Origin of the sequence: Selenomonas sp. FC4001 (assembly GCF_000701565.1) — a bacterium.
Lineage (GTDB): Bacteria > Bacillota > Negativicutes > Selenomonadales > Selenomonadaceae > Selenomonas_A > Selenomonas_A ruminantium_B.
The window spans coordinates 60,964-76,376 of record NZ_JNJF01000004.1; the positions used below are offsets into that span (position 1 = coordinate 60,964).

At 51.0% G+C, this 15,413-nt stretch carries 12 protein-coding genes; 11 read left to right on the plus strand and 1 reads right to left on the minus strand.

Annotated features, from left to right (window positions below):
- Positions 1-95: 95 nt before the first annotated feature.
- From T320_RS00315 to T320_RS00360, 10 genes are all read left to right on the plus strand, one after another.
- On the plus strand, positions 96-1,595 hold the full coding sequence (locus T320_RS00315) for a Y-family DNA polymerase (protein WP_037351856.1): 1,500 nt from the start codon (positions 96-98) through the stop codon (positions 1,593-1,595).
- A complete protein-coding gene (locus T320_RS00320; RefSeq protein ID WP_037351859.1) occupies positions 1,592-1,780 on the plus strand; it encodes a hypothetical protein in 189 nt (62 codons plus the stop codon). The genes T320_RS00315 and T320_RS00320 overlap by 4 nt, the downstream gene beginning before the upstream one ends.
- Positions 1,781-1,859: 79 nt before the next feature.
- On the plus strand, positions 1,860-2,345 hold the full coding sequence (locus tag T320_RS00325; RefSeq protein ID WP_037351860.1) for a MarR family winged helix-turn-helix transcriptional regulator: 486 nt from the start codon (positions 1,860-1,862) through the stop codon (positions 2,343-2,345).
- Positions 2,346-2,404: 59 nt separating this feature from the next.
- The gene (locus T320_RS00330) at positions 2,405-3,499 is read left to right on the plus strand and encodes an HlyD family secretion protein (protein WP_026760851.1); all 1,095 of its coding nucleotides are present in this window, start codon (positions 2,405-2,407) and stop codon (positions 3,497-3,499) included.
- Positions 3,480-4,670 (plus strand): ABC transporter permease, encoded by a 1,191-nt coding sequence (locus T320_RS00335; RefSeq protein ID WP_037351861.1) that lies wholly within the window; start codon positions 3,480-3,482, stop codon positions 4,668-4,670. The genes T320_RS00330 and T320_RS00335 overlap by 20 nt, the downstream gene beginning before the upstream one ends.
- A 13-nt stretch (positions 4,671-4,683) precedes the next feature.
- Positions 4,684-5,199 (plus strand): universal stress protein, encoded by a 516-nt coding sequence (locus tag T320_RS00340; RefSeq protein WP_369793424.1) that lies wholly within the window; start codon positions 4,684-4,686, stop codon positions 5,197-5,199.
- A gap of 338 nt (positions 5,200-5,537) precedes the next feature.
- Positions 5,538-6,314 (plus strand): response regulator, encoded by a 777-nt coding sequence (locus T320_RS13740; protein ID WP_051608504.1) that lies wholly within the window; start codon positions 5,538-5,540, stop codon positions 6,312-6,314.
- A 74-nt stretch (positions 6,315-6,388) separates the two neighbouring features.
- Positions 6,389-8,644, plus strand: a complete 2,256-nt coding sequence (locus T320_RS14765; protein WP_072023973.1) for an amino acid carrier protein — start codon at positions 6,389-6,391, stop codon at positions 8,642-8,644.
- Between the two features lie 20 nt (positions 8,645-8,664).
- Positions 8,665-11,463: a hybrid sensor histidine kinase/response regulator gene (locus tag T320_RS13745; protein ID WP_051608505.1), complete on the plus strand. Its 2,799-nt coding sequence runs from the start codon at positions 8,665-8,667 to the stop codon at positions 11,461-11,463.
- A 21-nt stretch (positions 11,464-11,484) separates the two neighbouring features.
- Positions 11,485-12,849 carry a GGDEF domain-containing response regulator gene (locus tag T320_RS00360; RefSeq protein WP_037351864.1) on the plus strand — a complete coding sequence of 455 codons (1,365 nt, stop codon included), beginning with the start codon at positions 11,485-11,487 and terminating at the stop codon, positions 12,847-12,849.
- On the opposite strand, the gene T320_RS00365 is transcribed toward T320_RS00360, so the two are convergent.
- Complete coding sequence (locus T320_RS00365; protein WP_037351866.1) at positions 12,818-13,306, minus strand: methylated-DNA--[protein]-cysteine S-methyltransferase; 489 nt, start codon at positions 13,304-13,306, stop codon at positions 12,818-12,820. The genes T320_RS00360 and T320_RS00365 overlap by 32 nt on opposite strands.
- 105 nt (positions 13,307-13,411) lie before the next feature.
- Here T320_RS00365 and T320_RS00370 point away from each other — a divergent pair, with 105 nt between their 5' ends.
- Complete coding sequence (locus T320_RS00370; protein ID WP_051608506.1) at positions 13,412-15,334, plus strand: CocE/NonD family hydrolase; 1,923 nt, start codon at positions 13,412-13,414, stop codon at positions 15,332-15,334.
- Positions 15,335-15,413: the final 79 nt, after the last annotated feature.

Genomic DNA, 15,413 nt, shown 5'->3' on the forward strand with positions numbered 1-15,413 from the left:
CTTTGACATGACAGCATTTGACTTGTCAATTTTGACTTGTCAGCTCGCAAGGTATATGCTACACTGTGAGTAAATAAATTACACAGGTGAGCATCATGGACAAGGCAAGTTATATCGCCATTGACCTCAAATCCTTCTACGCTTCCGTGGAATGTGTGGAGCGGGGGCTTGACCCGCTGACCACGAATCTGGTGGTGGCAGATGAGAGCAGGTCAGAAAAGACCATCTGCCTTGCCGCCAGTCCCGCCATCAAACAGTATGGCGTACCGGGGCGGGCAAGGCTTTTTGAGGTGGTGCAGAAAATCAAATATGCCAACAGGCTGCGGGCGGCTAAGGCACCGGGCGGAAAACTCGTGGGCGAATCCTGTGACAGTCAGGAACTGGCCGATAATCCCCAGCTTGCCATCGGTTATATCGTGGCTGTCCCCCGCATGGCACTCTATATGAAATACAGCGGGCAGGTGTTCGGCGTGTACCTGCGGTATATCGCTCCCCATGATATTCATACGTATTCCATTGACGAAGTTTTTATCCATGTGGCGTCATATCTCGCTACCTATAAAATGACGGCGCATGAACTCGCCCGAAAGATGGTGGGGGATGTGCTGACGGAAACGGGCATTACGGCCACGGCAGGTGTGGGCAGTAATATGTATCTGGCCAAGATTGCCATGGACATCACCGCCAAACATATGCCACCGGACAAGGACGGCGTGCGCATTGCCGAACTCGATGAAATGCGCTATCGTCAGCAGCTCTGGGCGCATACCCCCATAACGGATTTTTGGCGGGTGGGGCGAGGCTATGCCCAGAAACTTGCCGACATGGGGCTCTACACCATGGGCGATATTGCCCGCTTTTCGCTGCAGGTCTATGGTGAAAATGAACTCTATAAGACCTTTGGGGTGAATGCAGAACTTCTGATTGACCATGCCTGGGGATATGAACCCTGCATGATGGAGGCGGTCAAAGATTATCGGCCGACCAGCACGAGCCTCAGCAGCGGTCAGGTACTGCACGAACCCTATACGAATGAACAGGCGCGGCTGATTGTCTGGGAGATGATGGACCAGCTTGTCTTTGATTTGCTAGAAAAGAAACTCGTGACCAATCAGGTGGTGCTCGATGTGGGCTACGACATCGAGAACATGGCCAAGGGTTATACTGGCCCTGTCCATATCGACCATTACGGACGCAAGGTGCCCAAGGCTGCGCATGGAACTGTGAGCCTTGCGCAGCATACTTCCTCGACGAAAGAACTCCTGCAGGAAACGCTGGCCCTCTATGACCGCATAACCATGCCGCAGCTTCTCGTGCGCCGCCTTACCGTGACCGTAGGCCGCCTGATTGCAGAGGACAGTCTGACCAGTCAAAAGGAAGCGGTGGTGCAATTTAATCTCTTTGACAATCTAGAGGAGAGAACCCGCCAGGAAGAAGCGAAGCAGCGCAGCGCGCAAAAGGAAAAATCCCTGCAGCATGCAATGCTGGCCCTAAGAAATAAATTTGGCAAGAACGCTGTGCTGAAGGCGGCGAACCTCAAAGAGGAGGCGCGCACCATAGCCAGAAACAGTGAGATAGGAGGACACAAGGCATGATTCCCCAGAGAACAAGTGAAGATTACGCCGATATCGTGAACCTGCCGCGACCGGAGCCGCAGAACCATCAGCGTATGCCACTCGCCAAGCGGGCGGCACAGTTCGCCCCTTTTGCAGCGCTGACAGGTTATGACAAAGTGGTGGCCGAAACCATCCGTCAGCATGAAGAAAGCATTGACGATTAAAAATCTCGTTGTTGACAAAAATGGCAAAATCCTTATAATAAATGATTAGCAAGCTAATTATTTTATGGTGGAGATAATTATGAAACGGGAAATTATACCGACCTTTGCCGAATTGGAACGGCATAAGAAGCTGGTGCCGGAGATAAATCCGGCGGCAGTCATCGCCATGCTGGGCATCAAGATGGCCAGTGATGAGATTCAGCAATCCATTTTGGATGTGCTGCAGCAGAGCTATCAGTTGTCCGAGGGTAAGTTCTGTGCGCTGGTGGTGCTTCATCAGTATGGCGAAAAGGGCATAGCCCCGTCAGAACTTGCGGCCAAAGTAGGCGTGACCCGCGCGACCATCAGCAATATGCTGCGGCGCATGGAACGGGATGGACTGGTGGATATCAATCCTGCCGCACAGGATGGCCGGGCCAAGGTCGTGAGCCTGACGAGAGCGGGCTGTGAATTCATGGAAGAGATTTTGCCGCCGCATTATCTGCGGGTCAGCAAACTGATGGAAAAACTGACCGAAGCCGAGCAGAAAGAACTCATTATGCTGCTGGAAAAGTTAAGTGCCTAAGGCACTTATTTTTACGTCAAAGTAGTTAGCTAGTAAACTATATAAGGAGAGAATCGAGAATGAACACAAAAGAAAAAGCCAAGCGTACGGGCATTGTATTTATTGCCCTCCTGATTATCGGAGGACTGGTGCTGATGTATAAGGGCAATGATGCGCTGGTGCTGGCCACGGAGAAGAAGGAAGGGATACTTACCGCCGAGCAGGTCAAGATGTCCTTTGATTCCGTCAGCGGGCGGCTCATCAAAGAAGCGGTGAAGGAAGGCGATTATGTTCATAAGGGTGACGTCATCATGGAGCTGGACTCCACGGACACCGACCTTTCCATTGCCAAGCTCAAGACCCAGATTGCTCAGATGGAAGCGCAGATTGCCTCCACCAGCGGCACGCAGGGCATCAACTATCTGAAAGCCGATACGAGTGAAAGCCAGAACTACCGTGGCATCGACCAGCAGCAGGCGGCTTTGCAGTCGGCGAATGTCACCTTGAAGAATGCCCAGCTTGATTATAACCGCAAGGCCTCTTTGGTGGAGGCCGGAGCCATTGCTCAGTCCCAGCTGGATGATGCGGAGATGACCCTCAATGTGGCTCGGGCCAATGTAGAGCAGCAGCAGCAATTATTGAACAAGCTGACCGCTGTCACCAATGGCAGCGGCACGGACTCCATTGCACAGGCGCGGATGTCTGCCGACAACATGGGCAATGATGTGGAAGCCCTGCGTCAGCAGAAGGCGGCCCTCGAAGTGCAGTTGAAGGAACTTGAAGTGGCCAAGGAACGTCTGACCCTGCGCGCTCCCGAAGATGGCAAAATCCTTAAAGTGCTGGCTAAAGAAGGGGAAATGATTTCTCCGTCCACGCCGGTGGTGCTGCTCGAAAGCAGCCGCAGCTACTACGATATCTATATCAGCGAAAAGCAGGCCGCAGGCCTCTCCGAGGGCATGGAAATTACCGGCACTACGGTAGCTGGAGAAAAGAAGGTTACGGGGACGGTACGTCTTTTGACGCAGGCTCCGGGCTTTGCGGATTTGAAGCAGTCCCGCGAAAAGGGCCAGTCTGACCTTTCGGCATTTCAGGTGCGTATCTATATTGACCCGCAGGATGGTATTATCCCGGGCATGACTATTGGGGTGAAAGACAGTGAATTCACTAAGAGATGAAATTAAGTTCCTGTTCTCTGGTCAGGGCATGCCCTATGAAAAGGTCTGCATCATGGTGGCCATGGTTATCACGCTGTTTGTGTCGGTGCTGCTCACTGGCAACATTGCCAAGGATGTTAAAGTCGTTGTTATCGATTTGGATAACTCGGCTTATACGCGAGATTTGACCAATCGCATAGATGCCTCAGAGTATATGAAGGTTACGGCGGTGCTGAATACGGCGCAGGACCCCAAGGATTTATTCTATCAGGACAGGGCTTTTGCCGTGGTGTATTTCCCCAGAGGTCTGGAAAAGGATAGATATACGGGTGTGGCAGCCAATATTGGCGTGTTCTACGATAACACGAACTCGGCCAATACCAGCAACATCAAAGAAGCGTTAAATGAAATCGTAGGGCTGGATAACGCGATGGCCAACGGTGATGTGGGCAGTACCAATGACAGCATTTACGGCAACGTGAGCCTTGCGACCCGTAACCTCTTTAATCCGCAGGAATCCAAGGACAACGGGGAAACGTTGGGCTTCTTGTTCTTCTTTGGTTCGATGTTCTTTACCTTTGCAACCATTGGTATGATACCGCGTCTTAGGCTTACACATCAGCTGGATAAAGTTCTGCTTGAGGGCACGCCCTGGGATTTATTGGCAAGACTCATTCCCTATGGCTGCTGTCTGATGGTTTCCTGGGTGCTGGGATTGGCGGTACTCCGGGTATGGGGGGATTTGACCTTTTCGGGAAATCTCTTTACCTTTATCTTCGTGCAGATATTTTATATTTTCACCGTGGGCACCTTGTCCTTGATGTTTGGCTGGACGGCAGCCAACCCCGGTATTGCATCAAGCCGTATGATTCTCTTTATTCCTGGCGGTTTTATTCTAGGGGGCGGTGCTGGTCCGACTACCTTCTTTGCGGATTGGGTGGTAAAATTCAGCCATGTATTTCCGCTTACCTGGGAATTTCATTTTGAACGGGATATCATTGCCCGGGGGGCAGGCTTTGCTGATATTACCCAGACCTTTGGCGCATTTCTCGTCTATATGGGGATTGTGGGCATCCTGTTCTGCCTGCGGTTCAATGCCTCCCGCAAGGAACTTTTAGCCAGACAGGCAGCTGAAGAACGCCAGCATAAACAGATGGCAGCGCTGGCGCAGGAACTGGCAGATAGGGGATGATGTTGTGGAAAAGATGGAATTGACAAGTCAAATGGATACGGCCTCGCTGATTGAGGAAATCAAAACGCGGCCACAGCAGGCGATAAAGTGTGACCGCATTCTTCTGCCCACGGACGGTTCCGGGCAGGCCTTTAAGGCTGTCAAGGAGGCCGTTCAGCTCGCGGCTGCGACCAAGGCGGAAATCACCCTGCTGATGGTGGTGGACTACAATCAGAATGTGGCGGCTTTTGAACAGGTCAGTCTCAGCGGTTATGTGCCGGCAGAACTCAAAATTGCCGCCTATCAATTCCTGGCAGACCTCATGCACGTAATCCCCAGTGATGTTCACGCCCATACCCGCGTGGAAGTGGGCAATCCCGGTGAGGTTATCTTAAGTGTGGCCGAGGAAGAGGAAAGCGATATGATTGTCATGGGCTCCCATGGCTTCGGCACCTTCCGCAGCCTGCTGATGGGCAGCGTGTCCAGTTTCGTCACCCAGCATGCAGATTGTCCCGTGCTGCTGTGCAAGGGAATGCCGGAAGAACCTTAACGAGCAAAAAGCTGTGTCAGAATGCAAGCGCATTTTGTCACAGCTTTTTTTGAGTGCTATGACGCTAACGTGAGACATCTCTGGCAGCAGGATTTAAGACTTAAACCGCGAATATTGCGAATAAATGGATAGGCTAGCGAATCATCAAATTCTTGATTTTTCGCTGATGGAAGCAGGAAAAATTGAAATCGTTCTCGTAAATTATATATAGCGTCTATGCTAAATGACCTGGTGAATATGCTGCAGCCGAGCAGTTTTACTACGAAAAGATTATTGGGATTTTTTGGGAAAGAAAAAAGTCAGGCTGACTGCAATGGATGATGACAGGAGGGATAGATATGAGTGAGAAAAAAATAAAAAATGTGGTTATCGTCATGTGCAAATACAGTGTGGTGGTGAAGGGCATCGAGCGCAGGCTCAAGGAAATGGGCTGCAAGGTATCCATCATAACCCAGGACAAAGATAAGATGCCCAAGATGGATAAGGAAAAGGAATCAGCTACCTTTATCTTTTATCTGCCGAACAATATTATGGATGATGTCGTCAAGTTTAACTGGCTCGAACATATCTATGGCAAAATCCATGATTTGGAATGTGAATGTGAAGTAATCGTCATTGGCGATAAGAGTGAACGCGATGATTTGACGGGCAGGATTTTTGGCATGCTCCATGTGGGCTGGCTCGACAGACCCGTGAAGATGGAAGAATTGGAACTGGCTGTAACGGATGGGATTTTCCCCGAAGTCGAGGGGAACAACAAGAAACACATCTTAATCGTGGATGATGACCCCTCGTATGCCAAAATGGTTCGCGAGTGGCTAAAAGATGTTTATCAAGTCAGCATCGTCACTGCGGGGATACAGGCCATTACATTTCTGGCGAAAAAAAGCGTCGATATGATTCTGCTCGATTATGAAATGCCCGTAGTAGATGGTCCGCAGGTCTTTCAAATGTTAAGACAGGAGCAATCCACCCAGGGGATTCCCGTTGTTTTCCTGACCGGCGTTGGCGGGAAGGACCAGGTAGAACGTGTATTACAGCTGAAACCAACCGGCTATATTCTAAAATCCACCACAAAAGAAAAGCTGCTGAGCTACTTAATGAAAAAGCTGTGAATCTCCGTGGCGCAGGAGAAAAATAGGGGGAATGTCAGATAGGTGCGTTCATTTTACTGGGAGGGGGGCTATAGATGGATGAAATCATGCAAATAAACGAAGTGGTCAATCACTTTGTCTGGGGCCCTCCCGGTCTTACTTGGCTGGTGGGGACAGGTATTTATCTGACGATTTTGCTCGGACTGCCCCAGCTCCGCTATTTCTTCCCGGCATTAGCCGAAGTATTCAGCTTTAGAAAGAAAAGCGAAGATGATAATGCCATTTCCGCTTTTGCAGCGATGGCTACAGCGATGGCCGCGACGGTGGGAACCGGCAATGTGGCCGGGGTAGCGACAGCATTGCACCTGGGGGGACCCGGGGCACTTGTCTGGATGCTCATTTCGGCCTTTTTTGGCATGTGTACCAAGTTTGCAGAGATTACGCTGGCTGTTCATTATCGCCAAAAGGATGAAAATGGTGATTGGCGCGGCGGGCCGATGTATGTACTGGAGTATGGCCTCGGTGCGTGGGGCGGCGTATGGAAATACATTGGCAAGTTTCTGGCGGTTCTGTTTGCACTGTTTGCGCTGCTGGCTTTCTTGGGGATGGGGGCAGCAGTTCAGGCTAATTCCGTAGCGGAAGTGCTGTTCATGGGCTGGAATGTGGACCACCTGTACAGTGGTGTGATGATGGCAGGTGTGGTTGGTCTGGTCATCATCGGCGGACTCAGCAGCCTTTCCCGTGTAGCGTTGCTCGTCGTTCCCTTCATGGTCGTTTTTTATACGGTGGGCGCCGGCATTCTGATTTTGAGTTATTGGACGCAAATTCCGGTGGTTATCCTCAATGCCTTCCATATGGCCTTCCATCCGGAACCTACAGTGGTCGCAGGTGGTGTAGCAGGCTGGTGCGTGATGGAAGCTATTCAACGCGGCATTGCCCGCGGCGTCTTTTCCAATGAGGCCGGGATGGGCTCGTCTCCGATGGCTTATGCCACGGCGGATAGTGTTCATCCTGTTCGGACAGGCTTCTATGGAATATTTGAGGTGTTTTTGGATACCTTTGTTATCTGTACCATAACGGGGCTGGCTATTCTCGTGACCGGTACAATGACGTACTTTCCGGAACTTACGGGGGCGCAGCTCGTGCTCCAATCCTTTGAGTTTGCGCTCGGGCCGGCTGGCAAGTATATTCTTTCCATTGGGCTGATGCTCTTTGCGTTCACAACGATATTGGGCTGGTACTGGTACGCGGAAACGGCCGTGACATACCTGTTTGGTGTGCGGTTCAAGGCTGTCATGAAACTGCTGCTGATTGTGATGATTATCGTTGGTGCTTCCGGTCAACACCTGACGGATGCCTCCGGCTATGAATTCCTGAACAATATCTGGAATATCTCGGACACGCTCAACGGCCTGATGGCCTTCCCAAACCTGATTGGCCTGCTGCTCCTTTCGCTGACACTGCGGCGGATGGTGAAGGATTATGAGGCGCAAAAGGGACAGGCTGTAGAAGCAGCGGCGAAAAAGCCCCTGTCTAAGGAATGGCGGTACCTGTTGATTGTATCGGCCTGTGCAGCTTTGCTGCCGCTGGCTATTATTGCCTATTACAATGGTTCGCGTGATACCGCCCACACGCAGGACGTTTCCTTGCAAACGGTAATGGACCGCGGACAGCTTGTCTTTGGCGTAGATGACACCTTCCCGCCGATGAGCTTTACCGATGAAAGCGGGGAATTTGTCGGGGTGGACATTGACCTGGCCCGTGAAATCTGCGCCCGCTTGGGCGTTAAATGCGTGGTACGTCCCATCGCTTGGAAGCATAAGGAAGAGGAACTCGCTAGTGGCAGAATTGACTGCGTGGGCAGTATGTCTGTAATTCCTCAGGCGAAGGAGCATATGAGCCTGACGGAACCTTATGTAAAAGATAATCTCGTCTTTGTCATTCGTGGTGACAGCAGTATTGTGTGGATGCATGACCTCAAGGGGAAAGTGATTGGGATGCAGGTCGGCTCCACGACATATGATGCCTTTCATGCATCGAACCTTTGCACAGACGCGGTAGTCGTTCCGCTGCCAGACAATATGGCTGTTCTCCAGCAGGTGAAAGAAAAGAAATGCGATGCCGGCCTCGTGGATTCGCTGGCCGCCTGTTACTTCATTCGTTCTAATAGCGAGCGGTATTTTCTCCTTCACGACAGCCTTAGCGAAGAGAACCTGGCCTTGGGCTTTCGGAAAGAGGACAAAGAATTACGCAGCAGGGTACAAAAAATTCTTAGTGAAATGAAAGCTGACGGAACCTTAGGGAAAATCTCTCAAAAGTGGTTTGAGAGCGATATTATGATTGTCCGGTAAGCTCTGTCAGGAGGAAGAAGATGGATGCAAAACAACAAGAAAAAGTGAATTCCGTCCTGAAGAGAGTAGACATGACCACGATTATCATCCTGTTTTTTCTGATGGTGGTTATGGCTTATTACGCCATGCTTCAGTCCGAAATGAAGCAGAAAATCATTGTAAATCAGGAACTGGTCGCCACCAGGTCAGCCAGTCAGATTAACGATTACCTGTCCACCGGTGTTGATATCATACGCGTGGCATCCTGCACCCTCGATGACATGATTCGCAAGGGGAAATCCCATGCGGAAATGCGCGATTATTTGCTGAATCAGTCAGGCGCCATCGAGCACATCTCGGGGGGGAATTCAATGGGCCTGTATGCGATCGTGCAGGATGATTTTCTCGATGGCACCGGGTGGACTCCCCATGCTGGTTTTGTACCGCAGGAACGCCCTTGGTATGGCGGCGCAATGGCCAACATCGGTCATGTGGCCGTTGTGGACCCCTATCTTGATGCGCAAACCCATACCATGATGATTACCTTATCCAAGTCGCTCTGTGATGTCAAAAGCGTGGCCGCGATGGATTTCTCTCTGGGGCATCTGCAGACGATAACAGAGGAACTGGCTGTCCATGGTGAATCGGATATCGAGATTGTCATGGACCGCAAGTATCAGGTGGTAGCCCATTCGGACAAGGCCGAAGTGGGGAAATGCTATCTCAATGAGGAAGGGACGTTTGGCCGGGCGCTTATCGACAAGATGCGTTCTGCCGATGAAAAGTATTTTTCGTTCCGCTTTGGTGATGCCGAGTACATTGCCTATACGATGCCGGTGGCGAACAGCTGGCAATGCGTGTCGGTCTTTGATGCAACGTCCACCTTTGCACAGCTCAGAAGAACATTCGTGCTGACCATCTTCGTGCTGCTGCTGGTGGTTTCCATATTGATGGTCATCATGACCCGTTACGAAAAAAAGACCCGGCTGGCGCAGGAACTCAACCAGAAAGCGGAGAGTGCGGCCTTAGCCAATGAGGCGAAGTCGGCATTTTTGTCGAACATGTCTCATGAAATCCGTACACCTATCAATGCCGTGCTGGGCATGAATGAAATGATTCTGCGCGAGAGCCACGAGCCAAACGTAATCGAGTATGCCGAGAACCTGCGCAATGCGGGCAATACGCTCTTGGGGCTTGTCAACGACATCCTCGACTTTTCCAAAATCGAAGCAGGCAAGCTCGAAATCATCCCTGTGGATTATGATCTTTCGTCCATGCTGAACGATTTGGTCAATATGATTCATACGCGGGCGGATGCCAAGGGCTTGACGCTTTTGCTGGATTTCGATCAGGAGACGCCCAAGCGGCTCTTTGGTGACGAAGTCCGCGTCAAGCAGGTCATTACGAATATCCTGACCAATGCGGTCAAATATACGGAAAAGGGCAGTGTGACGCTGGCTGTAGGTTTTGAGCGCATTCCCGAGGAGCCGAATGACGTAGAGCTCTGTGTGACGGTCAAGGATACCGGCATCGGCATAAAGCCGGAGGATATGGAGAAGCTGTTTTCTAAGTTCGAACGCATTGAGGAAAAGCGTAACCGCAATGTGGAAGGCACGGGGCTGGGCATGGCCATCACGATAAATCTGTTGGAAAAGATGGGTTCAGCTCTGCAGGTGGAAAGCACTTACGGTGTTGGCTCGACCTTCTCCTTCAAGTTGCGGCAGCGTGTTGTCAAATGGGAGCCACTGGGCGATTACAAGGCATCCTATCAGGCGCTGCTCAAAGGGCACAAGAAATATCATGAGAAATTCACCGCTCCGGAGGCCTTGGTGCTGATGGTGGATGATAACCCCATGAATCTGACGGTGTTTAAGAGCCTCATAAAGCAGACCCGGGTGCAGGTTGATACGGCTAACGATGGTGACGAGGGTCTCTTGCTGGCGCAGGATAAAAAATACGATATCATCTTTCTTGACCATATGATGCCGCGCAAGGATGGCGTGGAGACGCTACATGAGCTAAAGAAACAGGCAGACGGCCCCAACTTTACTACGCCGGTAATCTGCTTGACTGCCAACGCCATTTCCGGGGCGCGGGAGCAGTATATGGAGGCTGGCTTCAACGATTATCTGACCAAGCCCATTGACACCGACAGGCTTGAGAAGATGCTGCTGGCCTATCTGCCCAAAGAAAAACTGCGGGCGGCTGGGCACGAAGAAGTCATGGAGCAGGAGAATTTGGAGCTTCCGGATTGCCTTGCACCGCTGAAGGGCGCAGGTTGGCTGGATCTTAGCATTGGCATAAAGAACAGCGGCTCGGTCGAGGCCTATCTGCCGCTGTTGAAGATTTTCTATGACTCCATTGATGAAATGGCACCGGCTATCGAGGGCTTTTATGCGGACAGAAATCTCAAGGACTATACCATCAAGGTGCATGCGCTTAAGAGTTCGGCAAGAATAATCGGCGCCAAAGAATTCGGTGAAGAAGCACAGCTGCTGGAAAATGCCGGCAAAGCCGGGAACATGGACTATATTCGGGCGCATCATGAAAACTTCATCGAGACGTATCGGGGATTTAAGGTTCAGTTGGCGAAAGTCTTTGAAGAAGGTCTCTTGGCGGCGGAAAATGAGAAACCCGAGGCGGATATGGAGCTTATGGAAGCAGTCTACGAAGAACTGCTGGCCGCGGCAGAAGAAATGGATTCCGACCGTCTCGAAGAGATTATCGCCGAGATGGATGATTACCGCATCCCGGAGACGGAGGCTGAACTCTATAAAAAGATTAAACAAGCGGTCGAACACTTTGAATACGAAACCATTTTGTCCTTGCTTAATCATTAAAGGGGGAGAAGGGAGATAACTATGGGAGTCTGGATTGTTGTTGTTGATGATGATGCCATGACGCTGACACATGTAAAACGCATTTTGCGGGAGCAGGATATGCGGGTCACCTGTCTGCGTTCCGGGCGGGATCTTTTGAAATATATGGGAAAAAATACACCGGATTTGATTCTGCTGGATATACAGATGCCGGAGATGGACGGCTTTGAAACGTATCAGGCATTGCGGCGCATGGAAGAAAAAGAGGGGCGCAAACCCACGCCCATCATTTTCTTAAGCGGCATGGAGACAAGTGAGGCGGAGATTCGCAGCTTTGAACAGGGCGCCGCGGATTTTATTCGCAAACCCGTTCATAAGGAAATTCTCATTCGGCGCATCTTAAATGCCGTCAAGCATACCCAGGAACTTGAACTTCTGAAAGAGGAAGCGTCTGTTGACAAGCTGACCGGTTTTTTGAATAAAGCCGCTGGAACCTTGCGCTTGACGAAGCTCTGTTCGGAGCGGGCGGGCATGCTGATCATTTTGGACCTCGACAATTTCAAACTGGTCAACGATTTGTATGGTCATAATATGGGGGATAAGTTTTTAACGGCTTTTGCCGATGTTGTCCGGCGTAACATCCGCGCGCAGGATGTTATGGTACGAATTGGCGGGGACGAGTTCATGGGTTTTTTCTGCAACATGAACGATGAAGCTGCGCTGAAAAGTCTGCACCGCAGGCTCAATGATGAACTGCTCCATGAGGCCATTGCTCTGGCCGGGAAGGACTTTGAAATCCCGCTGAGCATTTCTTTGGGTGCAGTTTTGGTGCCGGAACATGGTCGGGACTATGAAATGCTTTTCCCGCTTGCCGACAGTGCTCTTTATAAGGTGAAGCAAACGGGCAAGAACGGCAGCCGCCTTTACGGTCAGGAGGGCGAAACCGATTTATCGGAAAGCAATGATATCAAAAAGGAATTTGCCCGCATCACGCAGATGGTGGAAGGCTGGCATAGAAGAGGCGGGCCTATTTCGATGGATATGGAGCAATTCTCCATAATCTATCACTTCCTGCGCCAGTTCTACAAGCGTTATGGCGGTATGATTGTGAAACTGCTGTTCATCCTGTCGGATGAAGAAAATATTGAGGCGCGCCCGTACAGTCTGTCAGACGCTGTGGAAAAATTTGACCTCTGTCTGCAGGATGCACTGCGGAAAAGCGATATGATACTTCGCTACAAGGCCAATCAGTTCTATGTGATTCTGCAGAATCTTTCGGAGGAGGATTTCCCCATTGTGTTCCGCCGCATCATGGATACATGGGAGGCCGGAGAAACGCACTCCGGTATTCATATCGAATATCTCATGGAATACGTCATCTATGAGAAAGAGTGCTATGACAAGTGATGCTGGATGTGGATTCTAAGTCCAGCAGAGTTTTCTTCATCTCCAACCCATACGCATAGCCGGTCATCTCGCCATTGCTGCCGACAACACGGTGGCAGGGGATGAGGATGGCCAAGGGATTCGCCCCTACGGCTCGGCCTGTTGCCTGAAAGGCGCGCGGTTTTCCAATAGCCTGCGCGATGTCCTTATAGGTAACGGTCCTGCCATAGGGGATTTTTGCGATTTGCGCCCAGACCACCTGCTGAAAGCTCGTCCCTTGGAAGGCATACGGAACGGTAAACACCGTGCGCTTGCCGGCAAAGTATTCCTGCAGCTGGTGATAGACTTCTGCGCTAAGAGGTGTAGGCTGGCTTACCGTATCTGCTTTTGGTACCATACCGATAAGAATGACTTTGCCATTGGCAACGCCGATTTTCAAGAGACCGAAGGGACTTTCATAAAAGGCATAGGCAGTCATAACTTCTTCCTTTCAATAGAAAATTTAACAAATCAATATAAAAGTATTATAATATAGCCTGGGATAAAGATAAATATTACAAATTACATGGGGAGGTTATTTTTGATGAAGGGTTCTATGCGGAAAATGCTTTGTCTGGGGCTTACGGCGCTGTCCATGGGGGTAATGATGCCGGGCGCAGTGTCGGCGGAAAAGGCGGCCATCACTGTGCCGCAGAAGATGGCCAATGGGGAAACGGTCGAGGTCTATTATCGTAAGGGCTTGCCGCTTACGGCGGCTCGTGCCCGTGCAGCCGAATTAAAACGGGAAACGATGGTGCTTAAAGCGGGTTCCATCCGCCGTGAAGGTTCTAAGCCGCTGACCTGCGATATTCTGTTTGAAAAAGATGTGCCCGTAACCCTGCGTGACGGCACGGTTATCTATACGGATATTTTCCGCCCAGTAGACGAGGAAAAACATCCAGCGATTATGGCGTGGAGTCCTTATGGCAAGGAAATCGGCGGCCAGTGGCTCGATGATGTTCCAGGAAGGGCGGGCGTTCCGCAGGCGGCGACTTCTGGCTTGGAAAAATTCGAAGCGCCAGACCCAGCATACTGGGTGGCGCAGGGCTATGTCATCATCAATCCCGACAGCCGCGGGGCCTATCATTCGGAGGGTAACTTAAACTATTGGGGCAGTCAGAATTCTAAGGATGGCTATGATACGATTGAGTGGGCGGCTAAGCAGCCCTGGTCAAATGGCAAAATCGGCATGTCGGGCAATTCCTGGCTGACGGTTTCGCAGTGGTTTATTGCCGGCGAACAGCCGCCGCATTTAGCGGCCATTGCGCCATGGGAAGGCTTTGTTGACCATTTCCGCGAAACAGCCAATCGCGGCGGCATTCCCAATCCCGTATTCCCAGAGGGGATCTTTGAAACCTTTGCCAGCAAGAATTACATTGAAGACCAGCCGCGCATGGTCGTGACTCATACGCTCTTGGATGCCTACTGGCAGGATAAGATTGCCAAGCTGCAAAACATCCACATTCCGGCTTATGTCGTGGCCAGCTTCACCAATCCGGTGCATACACATGGCACCTTCGCCGGTTTCCGACAGATTCCAAGCAAGGATAAATGGCTGCGCGTTCACAACACCAATGAATGGGCCGATTACTACCAGCCTGAACATGTGGAGGACCTGCGCAAGTTCTTTGACCATTACTTAAAAGGTGTGGCCAATGACTGGGAAAAGACACCGCGCGTGCGCCTGTCGGTTCTTGACCCCGGCCATAAAGACGTAGTGGACAGAGTCGAGCAGGAATTCCCGCTGGCCAGAACGCAGTATAAAAAGCTGTATTTGACAAGTCAAAAAACATTGGCTGGGGCAAAAGAGGCGCAGGAACAAATCATCAGCTACGATACGCAGGCCAAACAGCCGGCGGTCAACTTTGTGCTGAACTTTGATAAAGATACGGAACTTACCGGCTATATGAACCTGCATACCTATGTGGAAGCGGACGGTTCTGATGATATGGAACTGCAGGTTACGGTGCAAAAGCTGGACAAGGACGGCAAGGTTATCACTGACCCCGTGACGCATATGCCCACGGTTTCGGAAGGTTATCTGCGTGTATCCCAGCGGGCCTTGGATACGCATAAATCCACGCCTGCTGAGCCGGTCTTAAAGCATACCCGTGAGGATTTACTGAAAAAGGGCGAGATTGTGCCTGTGGATATTGGCATCTGGCCCATGGGCATGAAATACCATGCCGGTGAAAAACTGCAGCTGACCATAGCAGCTTACCAGTCGCCTAAGGCCGACAGCGTACCGCCGTTTGGCATAGCAAAGATTGCCGTCCCCGCCGAGGGTTATACCTTTAGACCGGGTGAGAAACCGGCCATGAAAACTTTAGGCGGCAACCATACCGAAGTCGCCCATCCGGAGCTGGCGGTCAAGGCACCGGCAACCCGCAACAAGGGCAAACACATCATCCATGTTGGTGGCAAATATGACAGCTATCTCTTGGTACCGGTTGTGCCGGAAAAATAAATATCTTAAAGCAGATTGAGCATACGAAAAGCCGCAGGCACTAGACCTGCGGCTTTTATCATGTAATTCCTTTACCTGC

What these genes read in the sequence shown, in the direction of transcription:
- T320_RS00315 (WP_037351856.1), top strand. Translation starts at nt 96, where the DNA reads ATGGACAAGGCAAGTTATATCGCCATTGACCTCAAATCCTTCTACGCT.
- T320_RS00320 (WP_037351859.1), top strand. Translation starts at nt 1,592, where the DNA reads ATGATTCCCCAGAGAACAAGTGAAGATTACGCCGATATCGTGAACCTG.
- T320_RS00325 (WP_037351860.1), top strand. Translation starts at nt 1,860, where the DNA reads ATGAAACGGGAAATTATACCGACCTTTGCCGAATTGGAACGGCATAAG.
- T320_RS00330 (WP_026760851.1), top strand. Translation starts at nt 2,405, where the DNA reads ATGAACACAAAAGAAAAAGCCAAGCGTACGGGCATTGTATTTATTGCC.
- T320_RS00340 (WP_369793424.1), top strand. Translation starts at nt 4,684, where the DNA reads ATGGAATTGACAAGTCAAATGGATACGGCCTCGCTGATTGAGGAAATC.
- T320_RS13740 (WP_051608504.1), top strand. Translation starts at nt 5,538, where the DNA reads ATGAGTGAGAAAAAAATAAAAAATGTGGTTATCGTCATGTGCAAATAC.
- T320_RS14765 (WP_072023973.1), top strand. Translation starts at nt 6,389, where the DNA reads ATGGATGAAATCATGCAAATAAACGAAGTGGTCAATCACTTTGTCTGG.
- T320_RS13745 (WP_051608505.1), top strand. Translation starts at nt 8,665, where the DNA reads ATGGATGCAAAACAACAAGAAAAAGTGAATTCCGTCCTGAAGAGAGTA.
- T320_RS00360 (WP_037351864.1), top strand. Translation starts at nt 11,485, where the DNA reads ATGGGAGTCTGGATTGTTGTTGTTGATGATGATGCCATGACGCTGACA.
- T320_RS00365 (WP_037351866.1), bottom strand. Translation starts at nt 13,306, where the DNA reads ATGACTGCCTATGCCTTTTATGAAAGTCCCTTCGGTCTCTTGAAAATC.
- T320_RS00370 (WP_051608506.1), top strand. Translation starts at nt 13,412, where the DNA reads ATGAAGGGTTCTATGCGGAAAATGCTTTGTCTGGGGCTTACGGCGCTG.